This is a genomic window from Novosphingobium sp. BL-S-34, assembly GCF_056857015.1.
Genome location: NZ_CM166472.1, coordinates 1822462 through 1845616 on the forward strand (window position 1 = coordinate 1822462; position 23155 = coordinate 1845616).

General features: G+C 67.6%; 20 protein-coding genes. 15 read left to right on the forward strand and 5 right to left on the reverse strand.

Annotated elements, in window-relative coordinates; translation table 11 throughout:
- Positions 1–70: 70 nt before the first annotated feature.
- Entirely contained in the window at positions 71–1342 is a 1272-nt protein-coding gene (locus AC1VV3_RS08685; protein ID WP_314467925.1) for an MgtC/SapB family protein, read from the forward strand.
- A gap of 6 nt (positions 1343–1348) precedes the next feature.
- On the opposite strand, the gene pgmG is transcribed toward AC1VV3_RS08685, so the two are convergent.
- The 3 genes from pgmG to AC1VV3_RS08700 are packed head-to-tail and all read right to left on the reverse strand — an operon-like array spanning position 1349 to position 3860.
- Positions 1349–2752, reverse strand: a complete 1404-nt coding sequence (gene pgmG / locus AC1VV3_RS08690; protein ID WP_482961553.1) for a phosphoglucomutase/phosphomannomutase PgmG — start codon at positions 2750–2752, stop codon at positions 1349–1351.
- Positions 2753–2754: 2 nt separating this feature from the next.
- The gene (locus AC1VV3_RS08695; protein WP_132264592.1) at positions 2755–3051 is read right to left on the reverse strand and encodes a J domain-containing protein; all 297 of its coding nucleotides are present in this window, start codon (positions 3049–3051) and stop codon (positions 2755–2757) included.
- Positions 3048–3860 carry a division plane positioning ATPase MipZ gene (locus tag AC1VV3_RS08700; protein WP_132264590.1) on the reverse strand — a complete coding sequence of 271 codons (813 nt, stop codon included), beginning with the start codon at positions 3858–3860 and terminating at the stop codon, positions 3048–3050. The genes AC1VV3_RS08695 and AC1VV3_RS08700 overlap by 4 nt, the downstream gene beginning before the upstream one ends.
- A 191-nt stretch (positions 3861–4051) precedes the next feature.
- On the opposite strand from AC1VV3_RS08700, the gene panC reads away from it, so the two are divergent.
- The 9 genes from panC to AC1VV3_RS08745 all read left to right on the forward strand — a co-directional run bounded on the left by panC (position 4052) and on the right by AC1VV3_RS08745 (position 13825).
- Positions 4052–4921 carry a pantoate--beta-alanine ligase gene (panC, locus tag AC1VV3_RS08705; protein WP_314467586.1) on the forward strand — a complete coding sequence of 290 codons (870 nt, stop codon included), beginning with the start codon at positions 4052–4054 and terminating at the stop codon, positions 4919–4921.
- 137 nt (positions 4922–5058) lie between these two features.
- A complete protein-coding gene (locus tag AC1VV3_RS08710) occupies positions 5059–5844 on the forward strand; it encodes a CsgG/HfaB family protein (protein WP_132264587.1) in 786 nt (261 codons plus the stop codon).
- Between the two features lie 71 nt (positions 5845–5915).
- Positions 5916–6602, forward strand: a complete 687-nt coding sequence (locus AC1VV3_RS08715; RefSeq protein ID WP_482961554.1) for a response regulator transcription factor — start codon at positions 5916–5918, stop codon at positions 6600–6602.
- A 5-nt stretch (positions 6603–6607) separates the two neighbouring features.
- Positions 6608–7963, forward strand: a complete 1356-nt coding sequence (locus tag AC1VV3_RS08720; RefSeq protein ID WP_132264583.1) for a HAMP domain-containing sensor histidine kinase — start codon at positions 6608–6610, stop codon at positions 7961–7963.
- Positions 7960–8574: a hypothetical protein gene (locus AC1VV3_RS08725; protein ID WP_482961555.1), complete on the forward strand. Its 615-nt coding sequence runs from the start codon at positions 7960–7962 to the stop codon at positions 8572–8574. Before AC1VV3_RS08720 ends, AC1VV3_RS08725 begins: the two co-directional genes overlap by 4 nt.
- A gap of 84 nt (positions 8575–8658) precedes the next feature.
- Positions 8659–9060: a hypothetical protein gene (locus AC1VV3_RS08730; protein ID WP_132264579.1), complete on the forward strand. Its 402-nt coding sequence runs from the start codon at positions 8659–8661 to the stop codon at positions 9058–9060.
- 95 nt (positions 9061–9155) lie between these two features.
- Positions 9156–11456: a TonB-dependent receptor gene (locus AC1VV3_RS08735; protein ID WP_482961556.1), complete on the forward strand. Its 2301-nt coding sequence runs from the start codon at positions 9156–9158 to the stop codon at positions 11454–11456.
- A gap of 5 nt (positions 11457–11461) precedes the next feature.
- A complete protein-coding gene (locus tag AC1VV3_RS08740) occupies positions 11462–12895 on the forward strand; it encodes a PepSY-associated TM helix domain-containing protein (protein ID WP_482962082.1) in 1434 nt (477 codons plus the stop codon).
- Between the two features lie 174 nt (positions 12896–13069).
- Positions 13070–13825 carry an SDR family NAD(P)-dependent oxidoreductase gene (locus tag AC1VV3_RS08745; protein WP_165921362.1) on the forward strand — a complete coding sequence of 252 codons (756 nt, stop codon included), beginning with the start codon at positions 13070–13072 and terminating at the stop codon, positions 13823–13825.
- Between the two features lie 154 nt (positions 13826–13979).
- Here the strand turns inward: AC1VV3_RS08745 and ppa are convergent, their stop codons facing one another.
- Both ppa and AC1VV3_RS08755 read right to left on the reverse strand, forming a co-directional pair.
- The gene (gene ppa / locus AC1VV3_RS08750) at positions 13980–14528 is read right to left on the reverse strand and encodes an inorganic diphosphatase (protein ID WP_132264572.1); all 549 of its coding nucleotides are present in this window, start codon (positions 14526–14528) and stop codon (positions 13980–13982) included.
- A gap of 263 nt (positions 14529–14791) precedes the next feature.
- Positions 14792–16735 (reverse strand): M61 family metallopeptidase, encoded by a 1944-nt coding sequence (locus AC1VV3_RS08755; protein ID WP_465127597.1) that lies wholly within the window; start codon positions 16733–16735, stop codon positions 14792–14794.
- 104 nt (positions 16736–16839) lie between these two features.
- Between AC1VV3_RS08755 and hisS the strand changes: the two genes are divergently transcribed.
- From hisS to lnt, 5 genes are all read left to right on the forward strand, one after another.
- Positions 16840–18084, forward strand: a complete 1245-nt coding sequence (hisS, locus tag AC1VV3_RS08760) for a histidine--tRNA ligase (protein ID WP_482961557.1) — start codon at positions 16840–16842, stop codon at positions 18082–18084.
- Positions 18081–19151 (forward strand): peptide chain release factor 1, encoded by a 1071-nt coding sequence (prfA, locus tag AC1VV3_RS08765; protein ID WP_132264567.1) that lies wholly within the window; start codon positions 18081–18083, stop codon positions 19149–19151. Before hisS ends, prfA begins: the two co-directional genes overlap by 4 nt.
- A 61-nt stretch (positions 19152–19212) precedes the next feature.
- Entirely contained in the window at positions 19213–20061 is an 849-nt protein-coding gene (prmC, locus tag AC1VV3_RS08770; protein WP_482961558.1) for a peptide chain release factor N(5)-glutamine methyltransferase, read from the forward strand.
- Positions 20062–20299: 238 nt separating this feature from the next.
- Complete coding sequence (locus tag AC1VV3_RS08775) at positions 20300–21271, forward strand: DUF4167 domain-containing protein (protein WP_482961559.1); 972 nt, start codon at positions 20300–20302, stop codon at positions 21269–21271.
- Positions 21272–21498: 227 nt separating this feature from the next.
- Entirely contained in the window at positions 21499–23151 is a 1653-nt protein-coding gene (lnt, locus tag AC1VV3_RS08780; RefSeq protein WP_482961560.1) for an apolipoprotein N-acyltransferase, read from the forward strand.
- The last annotated feature ends 4 nt before the right edge of the window (positions 23152–23155 follow it).

Consider the following 23155-nt stretch of genomic DNA (forward strand, 5'->3'; position numbering starts at 1 on the left):
AATCTTCTTGCGTACTTGTGCCCCTTCGCGGATGGTCGGCCGGTTCCCAGCAGCGAGGGCCAGGGTGACGATGCCGACGGATCTCGATCTCAGACACCTGATCGCCCTGGCCGTCAGCCTCGCACTGGGGCTGCTGGTGGGCCTGCAACGCGGCTGGGCCGCGCGCGAACAGGCCGACGGATCGCGCTTTGCCGGCATCCGCACTTTTGCCCTGATGGGCCTTGCCGGCGGGCTTGCGGGCATTCTCTTCGCCCCCGCCCCCGGCCCGGCCACCGTCCTCCTTGGCGCTGCCGCCCTGCTGGTGATCGTGGGCTACTGGCGGGACGCGCGGCTGAACAGCAGCGTCAGCGGCACATCCGGCGTCGTCGCGCTGCTGACTCTGGCGAGCGGCCTGATGGTGGGCCTGGGCGAGCGGCTGATCGGCACCGTGATCGCGGTGGTCATGGTCCTGCTGCTCGCCATGCGCGAGCAATTGCACGGTTGGATAGATCGCCTCAGCCAGCGCGAGGTGCTCTCGATCGCCCGCTTCGCCCTGATCGCGCTGGTGATCCTGCCGCTCCTGCCCAACCAGGATTTCGGCCCTTACGGCGCGTGGAATCCGCGGAAGCTCTGGCTGATCGTGGTGCTGGTCTCCGGCTTTTCCTTCGCGGGCTACTTCGCCACCCGCATCGTCGGCGCGGCGCGCGGGGTCATCGCCACGGCCGCGGCCGGCGCGCTGGTCTCCTCGACCGCGGTCACCGCCTCGATCGCCAACCGCATGAAGGACGGCGCCATACCGGCGCCCGTGCTGGCCTCTGCGGTATCGGTATCCTCCGTCGTCATGTTCCTGCGCGTGATGGTCCTGACCGGCCTGCTCGCGCCGGCCGCCTTGCCGATGCTGGTCAGGCTCATCGCCCCGGGCCTCACGGTCAGCCTCGCGCTGGCCGCCTGGTATCTCCACCGCACGCGCTTCGCCGAAGTGGGCGACACCAGCCACGAGATGACGATCCGCAATCCCTTCGACGTCGCCCCCGCGCTGATGCTCGCCGGTCTGGTCATGGTGCTCACCGTCGCCTCGCTATGGGTGCTGCAGAATTTCGGGGACCGCGGCCTTGCGCTGGTCCTGGCGATCTCGGGCACGGTGGACGTCGATTCCGCCATCATCACCATGGGCGGATTGGCCGGCCAGACGCTCGATCCGCGTACCGCCGGGCTGGTCCTGGCAGTGCCGGTGGCGCTGAACACCCTGTTCAAGGCCGGCGTGGTCGCCAGCGTGGCGGGATGGGAGAAAGGCCGCGACGGCGTGATCCCCCTCGTCGGCAGCGCCCTGGCCGTGGGCCTTGCCTGGCTCGTCCTGCGCTAAGGGCGGCTAGTGCCCCGCCTGCGGCCCGCGTTGCAGGCCCGAGGCCGCCAGTTGCCCGTCGATCTCGCCCACCAGCCGCTTCAGCCCCTCGGCCGAGTGACTTTCCGCACGGGCGACGAGCACGTCCTGCGTATTGGAAGCCCGCAGCAGCCACCAGCCATCGGGCGTGGTGACGCGAACGCCGTCCATATCGACGAAAACTGCCCCCGCCTCGGCAAGCCGCGCGCGCACTTCCGCGACGGCCGCGAACTTGCGCGCCTCGTCCACCTGGAACCGCAGTTCCGGCGTATTGAGCATCTCCGGCATCGCGCCGCGCAGTTCGGTCACCGAGCGCCCCAGCCGGACCGTGGCCGCCATCAGCCTGACCGCCGCATAGAGACCGTCGTCGAAACCGTAGAATTCGTCCGCGAAGAAGACATGGGCGCTGGTCTCGCCCGCCAGCGCCGCGCCGGTCTCCTTCATCTTGGCCTTCATGTGCGAATGGCCGCTCTTCCACATGAGTGGGCGCCCGCCGTGGCGCGCGATCGTGTCGAACACGGCGCCGGATGCCTTGACGTCGGCGATCACCGTGGCCCCCGGCATGCGCGCCAGCACGTCTTCCGCGAAGATCCCGAGCAACTGGTCGCCCCAGATCACCCGGCCCAGGCCGTCGATGGCGCCGATCCGGTCGGCATCGCCGTCGAAAGCCACGCCGAAGTCCAGACCCTTCGCGGCCACGAGCGCCTTCAGGTCCGCCAGGTTCCGCTCTTCCGTGGGATCGGGATGGTGGTTGGGGAAAGTACCATCCACTTGCGTGAACAGCAGATGGTGCTCGCCCGGCAGGCGCGCCGCGAGCCGCTCCAGCGCCGGTCCGGCCGCGCCGTTGCCGGCGTCCCAGCCGATCCGCAGACCGGCAAGTGCCTCGTGCGAGAGCCCCGAAACGCCCTGCGCGATGCGATCGACATAAGCCTCCAGCACCTCGCGCTGCTCAACCTGCCCGGCGCCCTCGTCCCAGTCGCCCACCGCCGCCATCTCGCCCAGGCGGACGATATCGGCGCCGAAGAACGGCCGCCCGCCCAGCACCAGCTTGAAGCCGTTATGATCGGCGGGATTGTGACTGCCGGTGATCTGGATGCCGCCCTGCACGTCGCCCGACGTCGCCTCGGCATAATAGAGCATCGGCGTCGGCCCCAGGCCGATGCGGACCACGTCCGCGCCGCTGGCGCGCAGCCCTTCGACCAGCGCCGCTTCCAGCATCGGGGAACTGAGGCGGCCGTCATAGCCCACCGCCACCTTGCGCCCCCCGGTGCGGCGCAGCACGGTGGCAAAGCCCCGGCCAATCGCATGCGCGTCCTGCGGCCCGAGATCCCGGCCGACCACGCCGCGAATGTCGTATTCGCGCAGGATGGTGGGATCGAACCTGTGGCCCATGTTCAGGCCTGCGGGCTGCTCAGCCTGGCCAGCAGGAGATCGCGCGCCGCGTTCGCTTCGTGAACTTTCTCGTTCGTGCCGCCCCGGTCGGGATGGACTTGCGCGACGACGCGGCGGTGCGCGTCGAGGATTTCGCGGCGGTCCGCGCCTTCACTCACGCCCAGCAGCGCCCGCGCCTGCGCGCTGGCGTGAACGTCCGCGAAGGAGGGACCCGGCAGCGCCTTGCCCTGCCACGGCCAGCGCCCCTTGATCAGCCGCCAGGCAATGCAGCCGAGCGCGATGAGCCAGAGCAGTTTCATTCGTCGCCGGCGAGTTGGAGATCCGGCTCACGGTTCGTCGGCATCGGCAGGTTGAGCCCCGCCACCAGCTGGCGCAGTTCCTGACGTGCCACGAGATGGCTGGTCCCGAGTTCGCCAAGATGCCCCTTGTCGAGCAGGGTCAGGCCCGAGGGGAACAGCTCGCGGAAGATGACTCGCTCGGAAAGCCCGTTGGAAATGCGGAAGCCCACGCGCTTGGACAGTTCGAGCAGCGCGCCTTCCAGGCGGCGCATGTTCTTCGCCTCGACGTGCTGGACGCGGTTGCGCACCACCACCCAGTCGAGTTCGCGGCGACCTTCGTTGATGGTCTTGAGGCCGCGCTTCTTGCGGGTTTCCCACATGAGTTCGGCGTAGAACGAAAGCTTCTTCACCTTGAACGATTCGCTCTCGACCTGGCCGATGAGGTCGAAGTCGATGAAGCTGTCGTTCAGCGGAGTGACCAGGGTGTCGGCCGTTGCCGCGACGTGGCGGGCGAACTGGTCGTCACGGCCGGGCGTGTCGAAGATCAGGAAGTCGTAACCATCGGCGATGGCTTCGGCCAGATCGTCCAGCTCGCCGATATCCTCGCCGTCGTAGACCGAGAAGCGAGCGCCGGGCAGCGCGATTTCGCGGCGGCGCTCGGTTTCGACGCGGTTCTCCAGATAGCGGTACAAAGTGCGCTGGCGCGGATCGAGATCGATCGCGGCGACCTTGGCGCCCTGATAGGCGAGCGCGATGGCGACGTGGACGGCCGTCGTGGACTTGCCGGTGCCGCCTTTTTCATTGGCGAAGACGATGCGATGCGCTGTCACGGACCCTGTTCGCTTTCCCTGTTGCCCCCGGACCCTAGCCCGGATTCGCTGCCCCCGGACTTTAGCCCGGGAAGCGAAATCAAATCCTTAACCGCCGAAGCGGGTCAAACCCATTGCCGCCCGGGGCGCGGTGCGGCTAAGGGCAGGCGCGACCACCGGTCAAGTGCATCCTATCGGAGCAGTGACACCCAATGCAAACCCTCCACAGCCTTGATCCACTGCGCCGTGCCGTTGCCGCCTTGCGCCAGTCGCCCGACGGGCCGAAAACCGTCGCCCTGGTGCCAACCATGGGCGCGCTCCATGAAGGCCATCTGACACTGGTGCGCGAAGCGCGGAAGCAGGCGGATCACGTCGTCGTCTCGATCTTCGTGAACCCGCTGCAATTCGGCGCTAACGAGGATCTCGACAAGTATCCCCGCCAGCTGGAGCGTGATTGTGCGCTGCTGGAAGCGGAAGGGGTGGACCTGGTCTGGGCACCCACCGTGGAGGCGATGTACCCGCAGGGTTTTGCCACCAATATCTCCGTCACCGGCGTCAGCGACGGCCTTTGCGGCGCATCGCGCCCCGGTCACTTCGACGGCGTCGCCACCGTGGTGTGCAAACTGTTCCACCAGGTCCTGCCCGACGTGGCGCTGTTCGGCGAGAAGGACTGGCAGCAGCTCGCCGTGATCCGCCGCATGGCCCGCGATCTGGACCTGACCAGCCCCCACGCCGACGCCGTGCTGGGCGTGGCCACCGTCCGCGAGGAGGACGGCCTCGCCATGTCCTCGCGCAATGCCTACCTCACGGCCGAGCAACGCCTGCAGGCCGTCACCCTGCCGATGGCCATGAAAGTCGCGATCGCGGGCATTCGGAACGGCGAGCCCGTAGCGGCCTGCATCGGCCACCTGAAGGACGCCTTGCTGGCAGGCGGCTTCTCCTCGGTCGACTATGCCGAGCTTCGCGATGCCGACAGCCTTGCCCCGCTGGATTCGCGCGGGACCGCGCCGATGCGTCTTTTGGTGGCGGCGCGGATCGGCACGACCCGCCTGATCGACAACATGGCGGTCTTGCCGGAATAGCCGCTGCGCCATCCCGATTTTTCCTTCGGGAAATCTCACAGCAATAGTCATTTGCGTGCCGGGAATTCCGGCTTAAGGTCGAACCGGGTTGGGAAGGCCGGGTCGCCCCGCGTCCGGTGCAACAGAGGGAAGTCATCATGAAGAAATTCGCCTGTGCGCTCGCCGCACTTGCCGTCGTGGCCGGCGCGCCCTCGGCTTTCGCCGAAGACCGCTCTTCCGCGCGCAAGGTCCAGGACAAGGGCACCCAGGAAATCCCGGTGTGCCGCAAGAACCTCGGCACCGTCGCCATCGTCGAGCCCGAGAACCAGTGGTGGCGCGAACTGAGCCTGGGCAGCCCCGAGGCGATCCTGCGCGTCTTCGTGCAGAAGTCCGGCTGCTTCACCATGGTGAACCGCGGCCGTTCGCTGCAGAACAGCGCGATGGAACGCGCGCTGGCCGAACAGGGTGAGCTTCAGAAGGGCTCGAACATCGGCAAGGGCCAGATCAAGGCGGCGGACTACTTCATCCAGCCCGATATCGTCTCCACCAACAACAATTCCGGCGGCGGCGGTCTCGGCGCCGCGCTTGGCGGCGTGGGCGGCCTGTTCGGTCGCGGCTTCGGCGCGATCGCCGGCGGCCTCAACGTCAAGAAGGGCGAGGCCAACGTCACGCTCTCCATCGTCAACGCGCGCACCACGGTCGAGGAAGCGCTGACCGAGGGCTATGCCCGCAAGTCGGACGTCAGCTTCGGCGGCGGCGGTGGCGGCTTCTTCGGCGGCACGTTCGGCGCGGCAGGCGGCGGCGGCTACCAGAACACCCAGATCGGCCAGATCATCGTGCTCGCCTATCTCGATGCCTATACCAAGCTGGTCACCCAGCTCGGCGGCCTGCCCGAAAGCGCCTCGGCGGCGGCCCCGCAGGCCACCAACGCCCAGGCCCACTGATCGACACGATCTTGCGGAATGACCGGCCGGGGCCTTTTCCCGGCCGGTACGACGCAGCAGCGAACAGCGCCATGAGCGGCCCGAAAACCCTCTATATCGAAGACGACGTCCGCGCCGCAACGCAAGTGAAGGAGCTGGCCGCGCAGGCGGGCATCCCGCTCGTCTGGGCCGAAAGCGGACAGCAAGGCCTCAAGCTGGCCGGCTTCGAGCATTTCGACGTCATCATCCTCGACCGCATGCTGCCCGATCTCGACGGGCTGACGATCCTTTCGCGCCTGCGCGAAAGCGGCATCGGCACGCCCGTGCTGATGCTTTCCGCGCTGGGCCGCACCAGCGACCGGGCCGAGGGGCTGGACGCCGGGGCGGACGACTACCTGGCCAAGCCTTTCGAAGCGCCGGAACTGCTCGCCCGGCTCCGCGCGCTTCACCGCCGCGCTTCGGGGCGGGCGCATAGCGCGGTGATCCTCTACGGCGCCTTCGAGTGCCATGTGAAAGCGCGCACCGCCTTCCGCAACAATTGCCACCTCGCGCTGAGCCCCAAGGAATTTGAGCTTTTCCGCTATTTCATGGAAAACGCCGGCGAAGTGCTGACGCGCGAGATGCTGCTGCGCGACGTGTGGAAGATGAACTTCGACCCGCAGACCAACGTCGTCGACGTGAATATCGGCCGCCTCCGCCGCAAGCTGGAGGAAGGCTTCGATACGCCCGCGCTGGAGACGATCTGGGGCTCGGGCTACCGCCTGCTCGACGGGCGCTAGACGCCATGGCGCGCCTCGTGGAAATTCACAGGTCGATCTTTACCCAGATCGTGGCCTGGGCGATCCTGATCGCGGCGATGATCACGTTCGGCCTCTGGCTGCTGACCGATACCACGATCCAGCGCACCAACCGCCTGGCGCTGGAACGCGCGGTGGACGTGGACCTTGCGGGCATGGTCGACATTTTCGCCAGCGGCGGCGCGGTCGAGCTTTCGAACCGCATCAACGACCGCCTCGCGCTTCAGCCGCGGGATGCCAACCCGGCGCACTATCTTCTGGCCGACGCCAGGGGCGCCCCGCTCGCGGGCGACCTTCGCGCATGGCCCGGCCTCCACGCCGGCGTCTCGGAAACCGGCGACGTCACTTTGCCCGATGGCCAGCGCGCGCTGGGCCGCGCCACGCAGCTCGGGCCGGACCTGCGGCTGCTGGTTGCCCACGAGTACCGCGACCTCGGCCTGCTGCTGCGGCAAGTCGCGCTGGCCTTCCTGGCCGGCGGGCTGCTGGCGGTGGGCGCCGTGGCGCTGGCCGGCTGGTTCGCCGCGCGCCGCCTGGCCGGCCGGATCGAGCGCATCAACGCCGCCTTCCGCCACCCCGACGATGCCGCGCTGGCCCAGCTCGCCAAAGGCTCCAAGGACCGCGACGAGATCGACGAGCTGACCCGCCACTCCGGCGATGCCCTCGCCCGCCTGCGCCGCCTCGCCAGCGCCCAGCGCGAAACCACGGACCAGGTCGCGCACGAGATGCGCACCCCGCTCATGCATCTGGACAACCGCCTGGTGCGGGCGCTGGCCGCGACGCCCGACGGCGAAACGTCGGCGCGGATCGTCGATGCCCGGCTGGAGATCCGCGGCATCATCCGCATGCTCGAATCGCTGCTGGACATCGCCGCCAGCCAGGCCCGCCGCGGCGACCGCCATGGCCTGGCCCCGGTGGACCTCAGCCTTCTCGCCGAGCGACTGGGCGAACTCTATGCCGACAGTGCCGAGGAATCGGGCCACGGGTTCGAACTCGCCATCACCCCCGGCGTCGTGGTGGAAGGCGAGGAAATGCAGTTGACCCGGCTCATCACCAACCTGCTCGACAATGCCTTCAAGTTCGTCCCCCCGGGCGGAAACGTCAGGCTGGAACTGGAGAAGGGGCCGCTGCTGACCGTGCGCGACGACGGCCCCGGCGTTCCGGCCGAAGAGCGGGAGCGCATCTTCGAGAAGTTCGGCCGCGCGGCCAACCGGGACGGCCAGAACGGCGCCGGGCTGGGTCTTGCCCTCTGCAAGGCGATTGCCGAGCGCCATCATCTTGAAATCACTCTCGCGCCCACCGAAAAAGGCGCCTGCTTCACGATTGCACCGGAGTCGAAACCATGAATGCGCCCAGGTCCGCCCTGAACGTCCTGGCCGGCGCGGCGCTGCTGGTCGGTACGCCGGCACTCTGCGTGCCTGCCCCAGTCTCAGCCCCAGTCTCAGCCGCAGCCCCAGCCGCACCAGCCCTGCCGCTGTCGCGGGGCGAGCGCGTGGCCCAGGCCCTGCTTGCCGCGCAGGAAGCCGCCGGTTCCGCCGACCCGGCAGCGCTGGGCGATGCGCTGCGCGTGATCGACCGTTCCGGCGCCCGGCCGATGGAAGGCTGGACCGGCGCCGATCCGGTCCCCGCCTGGCGCGCGCTGGTGCCGGAGGCGGCAGGCTCGCCCTTGCGCGGCAGTCCCCTCGGACCGGGCTACCGCTCGGGCCAGATCGGCGCGGGCAAGAGCGATTCCTTCCAGCAGGTGTTCCTTTCGGGCCGCAAGGCCAGCATCGCCCTTTCCGCCGTCGGCGGCGAGCCGCTGAGCCTGCGCGTCGTCGATGCCGACCACAAGCCGGTCTGCCTGGCGGACGCCCAGCGCCGCGCCTGCCGCTGGGTGCCGGTGTTCACCCAGCGCTACCTGATCGAAGTGCGCAACGGCGGCCAGAGCCAGGCCAACTATTTCCTGGTCGTCGACTGATCGCCGCCGCGAAAAGCCCCTCTGGGCCGCCTGGGACATTTTCGCCTGATGACGCACCCGGTCTTTGCGGGTAGACGATCCGCCGTGGGCACTCTCAGGCAGTTCTTCCGGGCCCGTCCCGGCCTTGCGGCAATGCTGCTGGCCGCGGCCCTGTGCCTCAAGATCTTCGTGCCCACCGGCTACATGCCTTCGGCCCAGGGCGGCGCGCTGACGGTGGAGCTTTGCTCCGGCTCGGCACCGGCCGGCTCCAAGGTGCTGATCCACGTCGAGCGCAAGGGCGGCAGTCACGACGCGTCCAACACCGCCGATCACCCTTGCGCCTTTTCCTCGCACTCCGCGGCCGCGCTCGATGCCGTGCTTCCGGCGCTCGTCGCGGCGGCCTTGCTGTTCGTCTTCGTCGCGGCCGTCCTGCACCGTCCGCTGGCGCTTCGCCGCCTTCGCGCGCAGATCCGTCCGCCCCTGAGAGGGCCGCCCCTCCCCGCCTGATTCCGATGCGACGCTGCCGGCCCCGAGCCTGCGGCACGACATGACGCGCGCATGCCGATCCTCATGGACGGCCTGTCGATCAGGTGAATATCCCCATGCACAGATTCCTGCTCGCGCTCGGCGCGACGCCGCTTGCCCTGTTTTCCGGGGCAGCCTTTGCCGAGGACGCCGATGCGGCGCCCGGCTCGACCATCCTCGTCGTCGGCCAGCGCGACGCCCCCATCAGCCTGGAAGCCCGCGGCCTTTCCGTCAGCCTCGGCAACGAACAGTTCGCGGGCGTCAATGCCCGCAACGTCGAAGACCTGATGAAATACGCGCCCGACTTCTTCGTGCGCACCCGCTACGCCGGCGATTCCAACGGCGTGCCCGGCTTTCGCGGCACGCACTCCACCCAGAGCGCCCGAACGCTGGTCATGGTGGATGGCTTCACGGTCTCCAACTTCCTGGGCAACTCCTTTGCCTATGCGCCCAAATGGGGCGTGGTCGGCCCGGGCGAGGTTTCGCAGTTCGACGTGGTCTATGGCCCCTACTCGGCCCACTATGCCGGCAATTCGATGGGCGGGGTGGTCAATATCACCACCCGCTCGCCCGAGAAGACCGAAGCCTTCGTCTCCGTCCAGGGCATGAACCAGCCCTATGACCAGTACGGCACCCATGACAGCTACTGGGGCTATTCGGCCGAAGCGGGCATGGGCTTCCGGCAGGAAGACGGTCCCTGGTCGATCCGCCTGTCGGGCCGCCACTTCCGCAATGAGGGCCATCCGCAGATGTTCTACGGGCTCTCTCCGAGCACGGCGAGCGTCGGCGCCTCCGCCCTTCCGGCGGTGACCGGCGCCGTGGTCGATCCTGGCCAGCACATGACCAGTGCCCCGGGCACGGCGACCAACCCGATCTTCGCAGCGCAGAGCCCGGCGATCATCACCCAGGACCAGGCCAAGCTCCGCCTCGGCTACGAGGGCGCTTCCGGCGTGACCGGCGAGGCGCTGCTGGCCTATTGGCACAATCTCGACAGCCAGACCGCGCCCGACTGCTATTTGCGCGATGCCGCAGGAGGCACGGTCTGCGACGGCACCGTGACCTTCGGCGGGCAGGCCTACACCGCCAGCGGCGCCAACTGGTCCCGCACCATCCGCGACGAACTGCTGGCAGGGATCAAGCTTTCCGCGCCGGTTTCGGATGCGGTGACGGTGACGGCCAATATCTCGACCTACCAGATCCTGCGCTCGGACGCCTTCACCTCGAAGGGCTACAATGCCGGCGCGCAGGACGGCGCGGGGACGCTCGCACGGCAGGGGCCGACGGCATGGTACACCGGAGAGCTTGCGGCCACGGCCCGGCTGGGCGGCGCCGAACTGGCCGGCGGCACCGCGGCCAACCTCTATCGCACCGACCTCATCACTTACAGCCTGGCCAACTGGCGCCGCGACACGGGCCGGACATTCGCGACCCGCAGCTTCGGCAAGACCCGCACGCTTTCCGCCTGGGCCGAACTGCGGGTGCCGGTCGAGGCCGTGACACTCACCCTCGGCGGCCGGTTCGAGGACTGGCACGCCTTCGATGGCGGGCTCGGCCGGATCGGTTCGAACGGCCTTGCCGTGGACAACCGGTATGACGGGCGCCATGCCGATGCCTTCCAGCCCAAGGCCTCGGCCGAATGGTCCATCGACGGGGATACGAGACTTCAACTGAGCCTCGCCAAGGCCACGCGGTTTCCCACGGTGGGCGAGTTGTTTCAGGGCAGCCTGGACGGCAACGGCCTGTTCGACCCCCAAAGCTTCGATCCGAACCTGAAGCCGGAGCGATCCACCGATGCCAATCTCGTGCTGGCGCGGCAGTTCGGCAAAGTAAAGCTCACCGGCTCCGCCTTCTGGCAGCGGGTGCGCAACACGATCTTCTCGTTCACCGGATTCAACCAGAACGGGGTAACGACGTCCACGTACAAGAACATCGACCTGACCCGGCAATATGGCTTCGAGCTGATCGCGGAAGCACGCGGCGTGCTGCTGGAGGGCCTGGATCTCGATGCCAATGCGGCCTGGATCGATTCGGCCACCTTGCGCAACGACAGCGCGCCAGCAGCGGAAGGTGTGCAGTTCCCCCGCATCCCCCGCTGGCGTCTCAACGGCAACTTGCGATATCGCGTGGCGCCGCCGGTGCTTGTCTCGATCGGGGTGCGCTATGCCAGCCGTCCGAACACCGACCTGTTCGGGCTCCAGCGCGGCGACACTTACGGCTACACGTCCGAACTTTTCGCGCTCGACGCCAAGGTGAGCTGGGACGTTACCGACCAGCTTCGCTTCAGCGCGGGCGTGGACAATCTCACCAACGACCGGGCCTGGGTCTATCACCCCTACCCGCAGCGCAGCTTCCTGGTGGAAGCGGGATGGAAACTGTGACGACGATCCGAACCGTGAACGCAGCCGCGCCGCGCACCGAACGCTGGTATCGCGCCGTCTGGCGCTGGCATTTCTATGCCGGGCTGTTCTGCCTGCCGTTCGTGCTGTGGCTGTCGGTGACGGGGGGCATCTACTTGTTCAAGCCGCAGATCGAGGGCCTGCTCTATGCACCTTTCCGCGATGTCGCGAGCGGCCCGGCCCCTGCGCTGGCGCCCGCGACGATCGCGGCGCGCGCCGTTGCCGCCGTGCCGGGGTCGGTGCTCCACAAGTACGTCCTGCCCGAGGCCAAGGGCGATGCCGTGGAAGTGCTGGTGGGCCAGGGCACGGAAGAGGTGCGGGTCTGGGTCCATCCGCAGACCGGCCGGGTCCTTCACCAGATGGCCGAAGAGGACAGGCTGATGCGCGTCGTCTTCCGCCTTCACGGCGAATTGCTGGCGGGGAATCGCGGATCGGCCCTGGTCGAGACGGCCGCGTGCTGGACCATCGTCATGCTGCTTACCGGCCTGTTCCTCTGGTGGCCCCGGCAGACGGGAGGGAAATTGGCCGGTGTGGTCTATCCGCGCCTGCGCCGCGGCCGCGCGCTGTTCTGGCGCGACATCCATGCCGTGACCGGCCTGTGGATCTCGCTCGGTGCGCTGTTCCTGATCGCTTCCGGCCTGCCCTGGGCCAATGCCTGGGGGGACTACTTCCGGAACATCCGCGCGGTCACCGGCACGCTGGAGGGGGTGCAGGACTGGTCCGCCGGCTCCGCTGCCGATGCCGATCGCCGCGCCATCGCCGATGCCGGCATGCGGGCGATGATGGCGGAACACGCCGAGCATGGCGCGCAGAGTGCGATGGCCATGCCCGGGGGAATGATGATGGCCGCGCCAGAGGCGATGACGGCGCCGGAAGAGAAGGCGCTCGATGCCGTCGTGGCGCAGGCGCAGGGCCTTCACTTTGCCGCGCCGGTCGAAGTGAGCCCGCCCATGGCCGAGGGCGCCTTGTGGCAAGTGCGCAGCCAGGCCGAGAACCGCCCCGCCCGCGACAGCGCCGAGATTTCCGGCGATGGCCGACTGGTCGGCGTGCAGCGCTTCGGCCAGCGCCACTGGATCGACCGCGCAGTCGGCTATGGTGTCGCCGTGCACGAGGGCGCGTGGTGGGGACTGGCCAACCAACTGGTCAACCTCGCCGTCCTGCTCGGCCTCGTCATGCTGTGCCTGTCGAGCGTGGTGCTCTGGTGGCGTAGGCGGCCGGATCGGGTGCTGGGCGCGCCCGCCGCTTTCGCGCCGCTGCGACATAGCTGGCTGCTGGTCGCGCTGGTCTTCGCACTGGCGCTGGCGATGCCGCTTTTCGGGTTGTCGCTCGCCCTGGCGGCCGCGCTGGAAGGGGCCGGCAAGCGGCTGGCGCCCCGGCTGGGCGCATGGATGGGCTGGCGGGCACCACACGTTTCCAGCTGAGACTCCAGCTGAGATCGGGGCGGAGCAAGGAAATGGTGGCGCTTCGCTCCGGCGAATTCTTGAACACCCGTTCAGCACACCTCTTCTGATGGCAGCCGTTTCGGTCTAGCCCGGTGGGGAAGCGCGCCGGGCCCGGCCATCGATCCAGGCCGAGACAGGCGCCGCAACGGGAGAATGCGTGTGTCCTACAAGGTTGCCATCGTCACCGGCGCCGCCGCCGGCATCGGCGCGGCCTGCTCCAGGCGGCTGGCCAGACAGGGCGTGGCCGTCGCCGTGCTCGACCTCGATGCCGAGCGCTGCGCCGATACCGTCGCTGCCATTCGCGAGGCGGGCGGCACGGCCCTGGCCGTGGGGGCCGACGTGTCGAGCCGGGCCTCGGTGCAGGCCGCCGTGGAACAGGTGCGCGAGGCGCTGGGGCCGATCTCGATCCTGGTCAACAATGCAGGCGTCACCGACTTCACGCCGTTCGAGGAACTCACGGACGAGCGCTGGGACTTCATCTACGCCGTCAACGTGCGCGGCCCGTTCATCATGACGCAGGAGTGCCTGCCCGACATGAAAGCGGCGGCCTGGGGCCGGATCGTCAATATATCGTCCTCCAGCGCGCAGACCGGGGCGATAAACATGATCCCCTATTCGTCCTCGAAAGGCGCGGTGGTGACCATGACCCGCTCCATGGCGCAGGAATTCGGGCCTTACGGGATCACCGTGAACAACATCCCGCCCGGATCGGTGATGGGGACGATCATGTCGGAAGCGAACCGCGACCGCTTCCAGATCCCGACCGAGGTGCTGCTGCAGTCGGTCCCGGTACGCCGCCTTGGCGAACCGGACGACATCGCCAATGCCTGCGCCTGGCTCTGCCACGAGGATTCGGGCTACGTCACCGGCCAGACCATCGGCGTCAACGGCGGTCGCGTGGTGACCTGAGAGGGGCCTGGCCCCCGGTCAGGGCTCAGGCCAGACCGGCGGGCCGCAGCCTCGCCTATGGGGCCAGGCTTGCCCGGACAAATGTAAAGGGCCGGCGGTTTGCACCGCCGGCCCTTCGTTCCACATGGGGGGTGGTGGAATTACTGGAGGAAGATCAGGCCTCGGCCTTCTTGCCCTCGGTCTCGTAGCGTTCGATCGCCTCGACGACGATGCGGCGGGCTTCCTCAGCGCCGCCCCAGGTGCCGACGCGGACCCACTTTTCGGCCTCGAGATCCTTGTAGTGAGTGAAGAAGTGCTCGATCTGGCTGAACACGATCGGCGGCAGATCGCCCTTTTCCTGAACGTCGGAATAGTAAGGGAAGGTCTTGTCGTCAGGCACGCAGACCAGCTTCTCGTCGCCGCCGTGCTCGTCTTCCAGGTTCAGCACCGCGATCGGGCGAACGCGCACCACCGCTCCGGGGACGAAGGGCGAGCGCGCGACGACCAGCGCGTCGAGCGGATCACCGTCGGGCGACAGGGTGTGCGGCACGAAACCGTAATTCGCCGGATAGCGCATCGGAGTGTGCAGGATACGATCGACGAACAGGGCGCCGGAGTCCTTGTCGAACTCGTACTTCACGGGCTCACCGCCGATGGGGACCTCGATGATGACGTTCAGGCTCTCCGGCGGGTTCTTGCCGACAGGAATCATGTCGATGCGCATGTTGGTCCTTCATTACAGGCACGGGTCAATAGTGCCGGTTAGTCTTTGACCGCGGGGCTTAGCCTTGCAACTTATGCACCGCAACTGCCTTATCGTGGTAGATGTAGCCAGTTTGCGACACATGCGCCGCTGCGATAGACGAATCCCCTCAGACACCGATGGCCCGGCACGAAAAAACCCGGAAGCGGACGGGGATCCGCTTCCGGGCTATCTCGTTGCCTGCAAAGGCTAACTTGCGCGATGACCCCCGCGCGGACTGAGCGTTACTTGCTGCGCGGCGCCAGCAGGCGGTCGAGCCCGTTCACCTTGCCCGGCGTGGTGCTTTCCAGCCACGGCCAGCGCAGGCCGCCGTGATAGTCGATGGTCACGGTGCTGAAGGCATCGCCGCGCTTCACCAGCAGCGAGATCGGCTCTTTCGCGGTCTTGGCCGCGGTGATCGCGTCCTTGATAGTCTCGCCGCTATAGGCGGTGCCGTTCACCGCCATGACCTTCACCCCGCTGACGAGACCGGCATTGTAGCCCAGTCCATCGAACACGGCGCCCGTCACGGTGCCCTCGTTGTCCAGCGAGACACCCAGCGAATAGCTGAGGTCCAGCGACTTGCGCGAATCCGCGATGCCCTTCTCATAGCCGTTCTGGGTGTCCTTCCAGACCAGCTTGTATCCGGCCATCTCCACGCCCTTGGTCGGCGCGGGCTGGTTGGTGTCGTAGATGCGGGTCTTGAGGAAGCTGGCCCAGTCGTAGGGGTAGACGCCGTTCAGCGTCTTGACGACTTCGTCGAAGTCGTACGTCAGTTCGCCCCAATCGCCGTCGCGAACGCCGAAGAAGGCCTTGGCGAAATCGTCGAGGCCTTTCTTGCCGCCGGTGCCCTGGCGGATGATCTGGTCCGCTTCGAGCCAGGTCAGCGCGCCTTCCACATAGTAGTCCTCGGTGCGGGTGACCGAGGTGTAGGGCAGCGGGCGGCGCATGTTGAGGACCGGCGCGAACGTGGTGTCCTCCACCGAACGCCAGCCGCGCCCCGGCGTCGCTTCCGCATAGCGCGCGACCGCGCCGGCCAGCGTGTCGAGGATGGTCTGCTTGGTCTGCACGCCCGAACGCGCGGCCAGGATATAGCCCCAGAACTGGGTCTGGCCCTCATAGACCCAGAGCAGCGTGTTCTGCATCGGCTGCTGGTAGTCCGGCGTCCACAGATCGGCCGGGCGGCGATACTTGCCGTTCCAGCTATGGACGAATTCGTGCGGGATCACGTTGCGATCGAAGTCCATCTTGTCCCACTCGGTCCAGACCTTAGGCTCCATCTGGTTTTCGCTCGAACGATGGTGCTCCAGGCCGATCCCGCCCATGCGGTCCGTCAGGGCCAGCAGGAAGTCGTAATGGTCGAAGTGGCGCGCGCCGAACGTCAGCAGCGCTTCCGAGACGAGGTTGCGGTAGGTCTTCATGTTCTCGGGCTTGATGCCGAGCAGCTTGGCCTCGTCCGCCACCACGTCCATGCTGACGTCATGGCCAAGGTCCCAGCGCTGGGCGTACTTGCCCGCGAAGATCGGTTCGTCGACCAGACGCTCGTAGTCGGTCGGCGCCCAGGTCACGGTGTCGCCCTGCTGGCTTTTGCCATCGAGCGCGGTGTAGACGGTCCAGCCGGCCGGGAACTTGACGGTGGGCTTCACGGTCAACCCGCGGGTGTAGTAGCCCGAGGGATAGAGGCTCATCTTTTCCCACTGCAGGTTCAGCATTTCCCGCGTCATGGTGATGCGGCCTTCCTTGGCCTGCACCGGCGAGGTGTGGATGAACCTGGCCGTGACGACCTGCGTTCCTGCCGGCAGTTCCAGATGGAAGGCGTTCACGGCCACGGTGTCGCGCTGCCACTTGATCTCCTTGCCATCGGCAAAGAAATGGACCTGCGCGAGCAGCGCCGCGGGGCCGGTGGGCGAATGGTTGCCCGGCAGCCAGCTCGGCTGGACGAGGATCAGCTTGTCGGTCCCGGCCGCAACGGGGAATTGCTGCGTGACGCGGTAGACGCCGTGGACGACATCGCTGGCATCGATGTCGAGCGCGATCGTGCCGGGATAGGCCTTGTCCTGCGCGGCGGGAAGCGGTGCGGGCAGCGCGGGGGCCGCAGGACGGCTGCGCTGCGCCGTGTCCTGCGCGAGGGCCGGGGTTGATACGGAGAGAAGGGCGAGGAGCGTGACGACCGCGGAACGATATTTCATTACGTCATTCTTTGCGACAGTTGCCCGATTTGGCAACCGTCCAATCCACTAAACCGGCCGGGGCCACTTTCCCCGCCGCTGCAATCGGGCTAAGCGCGCGCGTCATGAGCACCACACCACAGGCTATTCGCGGAACCCAGGACATCTTCGGCACCGATGCCGAGGCTTTCTCCCATGTCGTCGCGACGTTCGAGCGTGTCCGCAAGCTCTACCGTTTCCGCCGCGTGGAGATGCCGGTCTTCGAAAAGACCGAAGTGTTCTCGCGTTCGATCGGCGAGACCACCGACGTGGTGTCCAAGGAAATGTACTCGTTCGAGGATCGCGGCGGCGAATCGCTGACCCTGCGCCCCGAATTCACCGCCGGGCTGGCTCGCGCCTACCTGACCGATGGCTGGAAGCAGTTCGCCCCGCTCAAGGTCGCCACTCACGGCCCGCTGTTCCGCTACGAACGCCCGCAGAAGGGCCGCTACCGCCAGTTCCACCAGATCGACGCCGAACTGATCGGCTCGCCCGAGCCGCTGGCCGACGTGGAACTGCTGGTCATGGCCGACCACCTGCTGAAGGAACTCGGCATTTCCGACGGCGTGGCGCTCCAGCTCAACACCCTGGGCGACGTTGCCAGCCGCGATGCCTGGCGCGCGGCGCTGATCGAATATTTCCGCGCTCACAAGGCGGAATTGTCCGAGGATTCGCAGGACCGCCTCGAACGCAACCCGCTGCGCATCCTCGATTCCAAGGACCCGCGCGACAAGGTCTTCGTCGGCGATGCGCCGAAGATCGACGCCTATCTCTCGGCAGAGGCGCAGGACTTCTTCGCCGCGGTGACTGCCGGGCTCGATGCCGCCGGCGTCGCCTATGAGCGCGCGCCGTCGCTGGTGCGCGGGCTGGACTACTATCGCCACACCGCCTTCGAATTCGTCACCACCCGCCTCGGCGCGCAGGGCACCGTGCTCGGCGGCGGCCGCTATGACGGACTGATGGAAAGCCTCGGCGGCGCTGCCACCCCGGCCGTGGGCTGGGCGGCAGGGATCGAGCGACTCGCCATGCTGGTAACCGATGCCGGCACGCTCACCGAAGCGCCGCTGACCGTGGTGCTTGCGGTCGAGGACGATGCCGCGCTGGGTTATGCCCAGAAGGTCATCACCGCGCTGCGTTTCCAGGGCCTCGACGCGGAGATGGTCGCCACCGGCAGCCCCCGCAAGCGCTTCGACAAGGCCGTGAAGATGGGCGCCAAGGTGCTCGTCTCGTTCGGCGCCAAGGACGGCCAGCCCAGCGCCAACTTGCGCGCGGCCGAGCCGACCGCCGAATATCTCGCGGTCGAGCAGGTCCTCCAGTCGGTCCATCCGTGAGCATATCCGACACCCGTCTGGCGCAGATCGCCGCGCGTTTCTCCGAGCTTGAGGCACGCCTCGCCTCGGGCACGCTGGAAGGCGACGCTTTCGTTACCGCCAGCCGCGACTATGCCGAGCTGGAACCGGTGGCGCGCGTCGCTGCCGAAGTCGTGTCGATGCGCGGGGAAATGGAATCGCTCCAGACGCTGGAAGACCCCGACCCCGACATGCGCGCCCTGGCCGAGGAGGAAATTCACCGGATCAAGGCCGAACTGCCCGAGGCCGAGCGGCAGCTGGCCATCGCCATGCTCCCGCGCGACGCGGCGGACGTGCGCCCGGCCATGCTGGAGATCCGCGCCGGCACCGGCGGTGACGAAGCCGCCCTCTTCGCGGCCGACCTCTATCGCATGTACGAGCGCTATGCCGCGGAACAGGGCTGGCGGGTCGAGATGATCTCCGTCAACGCCAACGATCTCGGCGGCTTCAAGGAAGTGGTCGCCAATGTCGCCGGCGCGGGCGTCTTCGCCAAGCTGAAGTTTGAGAGCGGCGTCCACCGGGTCCAGCGCGTGCCGGTCACCGAATCGGGCGGCCGTATCCACACTTCGGCGGCGACCGTCGCGGTGCTGCCCGAACCGAGCGAAGTCGACGTCCAGATCGAGGACAAGGACCTCAAGATCGACATCTTCCGCGCCTCAGGCGCGGGCGGCCAGCACGTCAACACCACCGATTCGGCCGTGCGCATCACGCACTTGCCCAGCAATCTCGTGGTGATCTGCCAGGACGAGCGCAGCCAGCACAAGAACAAGGCCAAGGCCATGCAGGTCCTGCGCGCGCGTCTCTACGAGAAGATGCGCGAAGAGGCCCATGGCGCCGAGGCCGAAGCCCGCAAGGCGATGGTCGGTTCGGGCGACCGTTCGGAGCGCATCCGCACCTACAATTTCCCGCAGGGCCGCGTGACCGATCACCGCATCAACCTGACCCTGCACCGCCTGCCCGAAATTCTCGAAGGTCCGGGCCTTGCCGAAATGGTCGACGCTCTGCTGGCCGAGGACGAGGCCAAGCGTCTCGCGGCCATGGATGCTTGAGGATCCGGCTTTCGCGCCGGGTGCCTGTCAAGCGCCCCGCGCCTGCTGACCGCGCCCAACCATGACTGACCCCGTGCTCACGGCCGGCGAGGCGATTCGCGAAGCCGCCGGACTTCTCTCCGCGACCAGCGACACCGCCCGTCTCGACGCCGAAGTGCTCATGGCCCACGCCATCGGCTGCTCGCGCTCGTCGCTGCTGCTCTCGCGCATGCGCGATCCAGCGCCCGCAGGTTTCGCCGCATTGGTCGCGCGCCGCGCGGAGCACGAACCCGTCGCCTATATCACCGGCGCTCAGGAGTTCTTCGGCCTGCCGTTCACGGTCGGGCCGGACGTGCTGATCCCGCGCGGGGATTCGGAGATTCTCGTCGAGGCGGCACTGGCCGCCCGGCCCGCCGCCCGCGCCGTGCTGGACTGCGGAACCGGGTCCGGCGCCCTGCTGCTGGCCGTGCTCGCCAATTTGCCCGAAGCGCGCGGCGTCGGTGTGGACAGTTCCCCCGGAGCGCTCGCGGTGGCGACCGGCAATGCCGGAGCGCTGGGCCTTGGCGCGCGTGCCCGCATGGCGCTGGCCGATTGGCACGCGCCCGGCTGGGCAGATGCGCTGGGCGGGCCGTTCGACCTGATTCTCGCCAATCCTCCCTATGTCGAGACGACCGTGACGCTTGACCGCTCCGTCGCCGGGTACGAGCCGGCCAGCGCGCTCTACGCGGGCGAACTGGGGCTGGACGACTATCGCGTGCTGATCCCGCAATTGCCGGGCCTGCTTGCCCCGGGCGGCGCCGCGCTGGTGGAGATCGGCCACGAACAGGCCGAGCCCGTCGCCGCGATCGGCAGCGAGTGCGGCCTCTCCAGCCGCCTCCATCGCGATCTGGGAAATCGTCCCAGGGTGCTGGAGTTTTCAACAGCTGCGTAAGTTTTCACTTGGAATTCCGGCCCGGAATGCCTAAGGATTACGGCGAACCAGCACATGGATGGAATTTCCCATGTGGGTGGTTCGCCTCCAACCTTTGCAGATCGTCGCGGCCTGAAGTGGCTACGACCCGGCAACGGTGGAGTTCACGGCACTCGGGGGCGATCCGTGATCATGTGACGTGTGGCAGATCGGCCCGACGGGAACAGGCCGATGCCCTGGGTTTTTGAGGAAATAATCCTTGAATAATAATCGTGGTAATAACCGTCGGCGTGGCCGCGGTAACAATCGCCAGCAGGGCGGTCAGCAGATCAATCGGATCGACAGCAGGGCTCGCGGCAATGCGCCGCAGTTGCTGGAGAAGTACAAGAAGCTGGCCCATGACGCGCATCTGAATGGTGACCGCGTGCAGGAGGAATATTACCTCCAGTTCGCAGACCACTACTTCCGCGTCCTTGCTGATCAAAAGCAACGCCAAGAAGATTCGCGCCAGCCGCGCCGCGACGATCGCGGTTCCGACTATGGCGACGATTACGCAGTCGACGAATATGGCGACTACGAATCGCCCGCCCCGGAACGGCAGGAACGTTCGGAACGCCAGGAGCGTCCGGAGCGCAACTTCGATCGGCAGGAGCAGCGCCAGGAGCGCCAGCCCCGCCGCGAAGATTCGCGCCGTGACGATAGCCGTCGTGACGATACCCGCCGTGAGGATGGGCGTCGTGAGGATACCCGCCGCGAAGACAACCGTCGCGACGACAGCCGCCGCGACGAGCGCGCTCCCCGCCCCGAATCGGTCGAGGAAGAGGCGGTTGCCGCACCCGGCAACGAGGCGGAAGTCACCGGCGATCCGATGGTCTACGAACCGGCGGAAAACCCGTTCGTTCGCGACAATCGCGCCTCGCGTGGCCTGAAGCAGCGCAAGCCGCGCGGCCGCCGTGACGAAGAAGCAGCGGGCGAAAATGCCGGTGAGGAGGCTCCCGCCGTGGAAGCCGAACCGACCGGCAACCTCGATCCCGCGATCCTGCCGCCCGCCATCGCCGCCGCTCCGGCCAAGCGCGCACCCCGCGCCGCCAAGGCTGCGGAAAAGCCGGTTGAAAAGCCCACCGAGGAGGCCGAGGCCGCCGAGGAAAAGCCCCGTCGCCGCCGCACCCGCAAGGCTGCGCCGTCGTCGGACGAGGGCGGTGAAAACCCGCTGGAAGCCGTCAACTCGTAAGAGCCTGACCGGCCGGGCGGAAACGTCCAGCATTTCGCGACCCACGTCTCGCCGCAAGGCAGGACGTGGGTCGTCGCTTTTCCGGCCCGGCAATATGCGGAGCCAGTTCAGGGAAGGGGCAGGCAAATCCGCTCTTTTCACGAACTTCGCTTGCCTCCCACGACAGGCCCCTACATAGCGGCGCCATTGGATTCCCATCGGCGCGAGGCCCGGCTCTGAAACCCGTAATGGACTTCCTCGATCGCCGCCCGCGCCTTGCGGCCGGACTTGTCGCGATTCTGGCCGGCGTCATCGCCGCCTGCGGCTTCCAACCGCTGGGCCTCTGGCCGCTGACCCTGCTGGGCGTGGCCGTGCTGGTGGAACTCATCGCGCGGGCGTCCACCGGGAAGCGCGCGTTCTTCATCGGCTGGTTCTTCGGTCTCGGTCACTTCACGCTCGGCGACAACTGGATCGCGACGGCCTTTACCTATCAGGCCTCGATGCCTGCCTGGCTGGGCATGATCGCCGTCTGCCTGATCTCTCTCTATCTCGCGGTATATCCGGGCCTCGCCGCGCTGGGCGCCTGGCTGCTGCTGCGGCTGGACCGCGGCCGAACCCCGGAAAGCCCGCCGAATGCCGCCGGTCCCGGCGCTTTCCTGCTTCTCGCGCTGGCCTTTGCCCCAGCCTGGATCGTCACCGAATGGCTGCGGGCCTGGGTCTTCACCGGCTTTGCCTGGAACCCGCTTGGCGTGGCCATGCTCGGCGGTCACGATACCCGCGGACTGGCCCTGCTCGCGCCCTGGGTGGGGACCTATGGGCTGTCCGGGCTCCTCGCGCTGATCGCCTGTGTCCCCGGCCTGCTCTGGCGGCTTTCGCGCAGATCGCGCGGCGGCGCACGCTGGGCCTGGGTACTTCCTGCCCTCGCCCTGTTCGGGCCGCTCGCGGCGCTGATGACCCTGCCAGACCCCTGGGCCGCGCGCGCCGAAGGCGCCGTTCGCTACACGCTTGTCCAGCCCGACATTCGCCAGGAATTCATCGACGACCCGCGCTTCTATGAGGCCAATTTCGTCAAGCTGGCGCGCTTGTCCCTGCCGCGCGCGCCGGGTGACCGGCGCGTGGTGTTCTGGCCGGAATCGGGCCTGGGCGACTATATTCGCGATGGCTATCCGCAGTTCCTCTACCGCATGTATACCTATGCGGAGGACCCCGTATTGGCGCGCGAGCGTATCGGCCGGGTCATCGGCCCTTACGCCGTGCTGATGACCGGCGCGGTCGACCTCGTCATCAAGGACGGCGAAGGCATCGCCGCACGCAATTCGGTCTCCATGATCGACGGCAACGGCAATCTGCTGGCGAGCTATTCGAAGGCCCATCTCGTCCCTTATGGCGAGTACCTCGCGCTGCGCTGGTTGCTGGAACCGCTCGGCGCGACGCGCCTCGTGCCCGGCGCGCTGGATTTCTGGCCCGGACCGGGTCCGCGCACGTTCGACCTCGGCGCCTGGGGCAAGGCGGGGGTGCAGATCTGCTACGAAATCGTCTTCAGCGGTCAGGTGGCAGACCCGCGCGTGAGGCCGGACTATATCTTCAACCCTTCCAACGACGGCTGGTTCGGACGCTGGGGCCCGCCGCAGCACCTCGCCCAGGCCCGGCTTCGCGCGATCGAGGAGGGGCTTCCGGTCATGCGCTCCACCACCACCGGGATCAGCGCGGTGATCGATGCCGATGGCCTGGTGCGCGCCTATGTGCCCTGGCACAGCGCTGGCAGGCTTGACGGACGCATCCCGCCGCCCCGCGAACCGACGCCTTTCGCAATATTCGGAAACTTGCTGCCGCTGACACTTGCCACGGCTTTCTGGACGCTTGCGCTTTCCGTTATTGCGCTCCGCCGTCGTCGTCGCTAGACCA

Coding starts and splice junctions, on each gene's coding strand:
- prmC (WP_482961558.1), top strand. CDS start 19,213: ATGACTGACCCCGTGCTCACGGCCGGCGAGGCGATTCGCGAAGCCGCC.
- panC (WP_314467586.1), top strand. CDS start 4,052: ATGCAAACCCTCCACAGCCTTGATCCACTGCGCCGTGCCGTTGCCGCC.
- AC1VV3_RS08685 (WP_314467925.1), top strand. CDS start 71: ATGCCGACGGATCTCGATCTCAGACACCTGATCGCCCTGGCCGTCAGC.
- lnt (WP_482961560.1), top strand. CDS start 21,499: ATGGACTTCCTCGATCGCCGCCCGCGCCTTGCGGCCGGACTTGTCGCG.
- AC1VV3_RS08755 (WP_465127597.1), bottom strand. CDS start 16,735: ATGAAATATCGTTCCGCGGTCGTCACGCTCCTCGCCCTTCTCTCCGTA.
- AC1VV3_RS08715 (WP_482961554.1), top strand. CDS start 5,916: ATGAGCGGCCCGAAAACCCTCTATATCGAAGACGACGTCCGCGCCGCA.
- pgmG (WP_482961553.1), bottom strand. CDS start 2,752: ATGGGCCACAGGTTCGATCCCACCATCCTGCGCGAATACGACATTCGC.
- AC1VV3_RS08710 (WP_132264587.1), top strand. CDS start 5,059: ATGAAGAAATTCGCCTGTGCGCTCGCCGCACTTGCCGTCGTGGCCGGC.
- AC1VV3_RS08735 (WP_482961556.1), top strand. CDS start 9,156: ATGCACAGATTCCTGCTCGCGCTCGGCGCGACGCCGCTTGCCCTGTTT.
- AC1VV3_RS08720 (WP_132264583.1), top strand. CDS start 6,608: ATGGCGCGCCTCGTGGAAATTCACAGGTCGATCTTTACCCAGATCGTG.
- ppa (WP_132264572.1), bottom strand. CDS start 14,528: ATGCGCATCGACATGATTCCTGTCGGCAAGAACCCGCCGGAGAGCCTG.
- AC1VV3_RS08745 (WP_165921362.1), top strand. CDS start 13,070: ATGCGTGTGTCCTACAAGGTTGCCATCGTCACCGGCGCCGCCGCCGGC.
- AC1VV3_RS08725 (WP_482961555.1), top strand. CDS start 7,960: ATGAATGCGCCCAGGTCCGCCCTGAACGTCCTGGCCGGCGCGGCGCTG.
- hisS (WP_482961557.1), top strand. CDS start 16,840: ATGAGCACCACACCACAGGCTATTCGCGGAACCCAGGACATCTTCGGC.
- AC1VV3_RS08695 (WP_132264592.1), bottom strand. CDS start 3,051: ATGAAACTGCTCTGGCTCATCGCGCTCGGCTGCATTGCCTGGCGGCTG.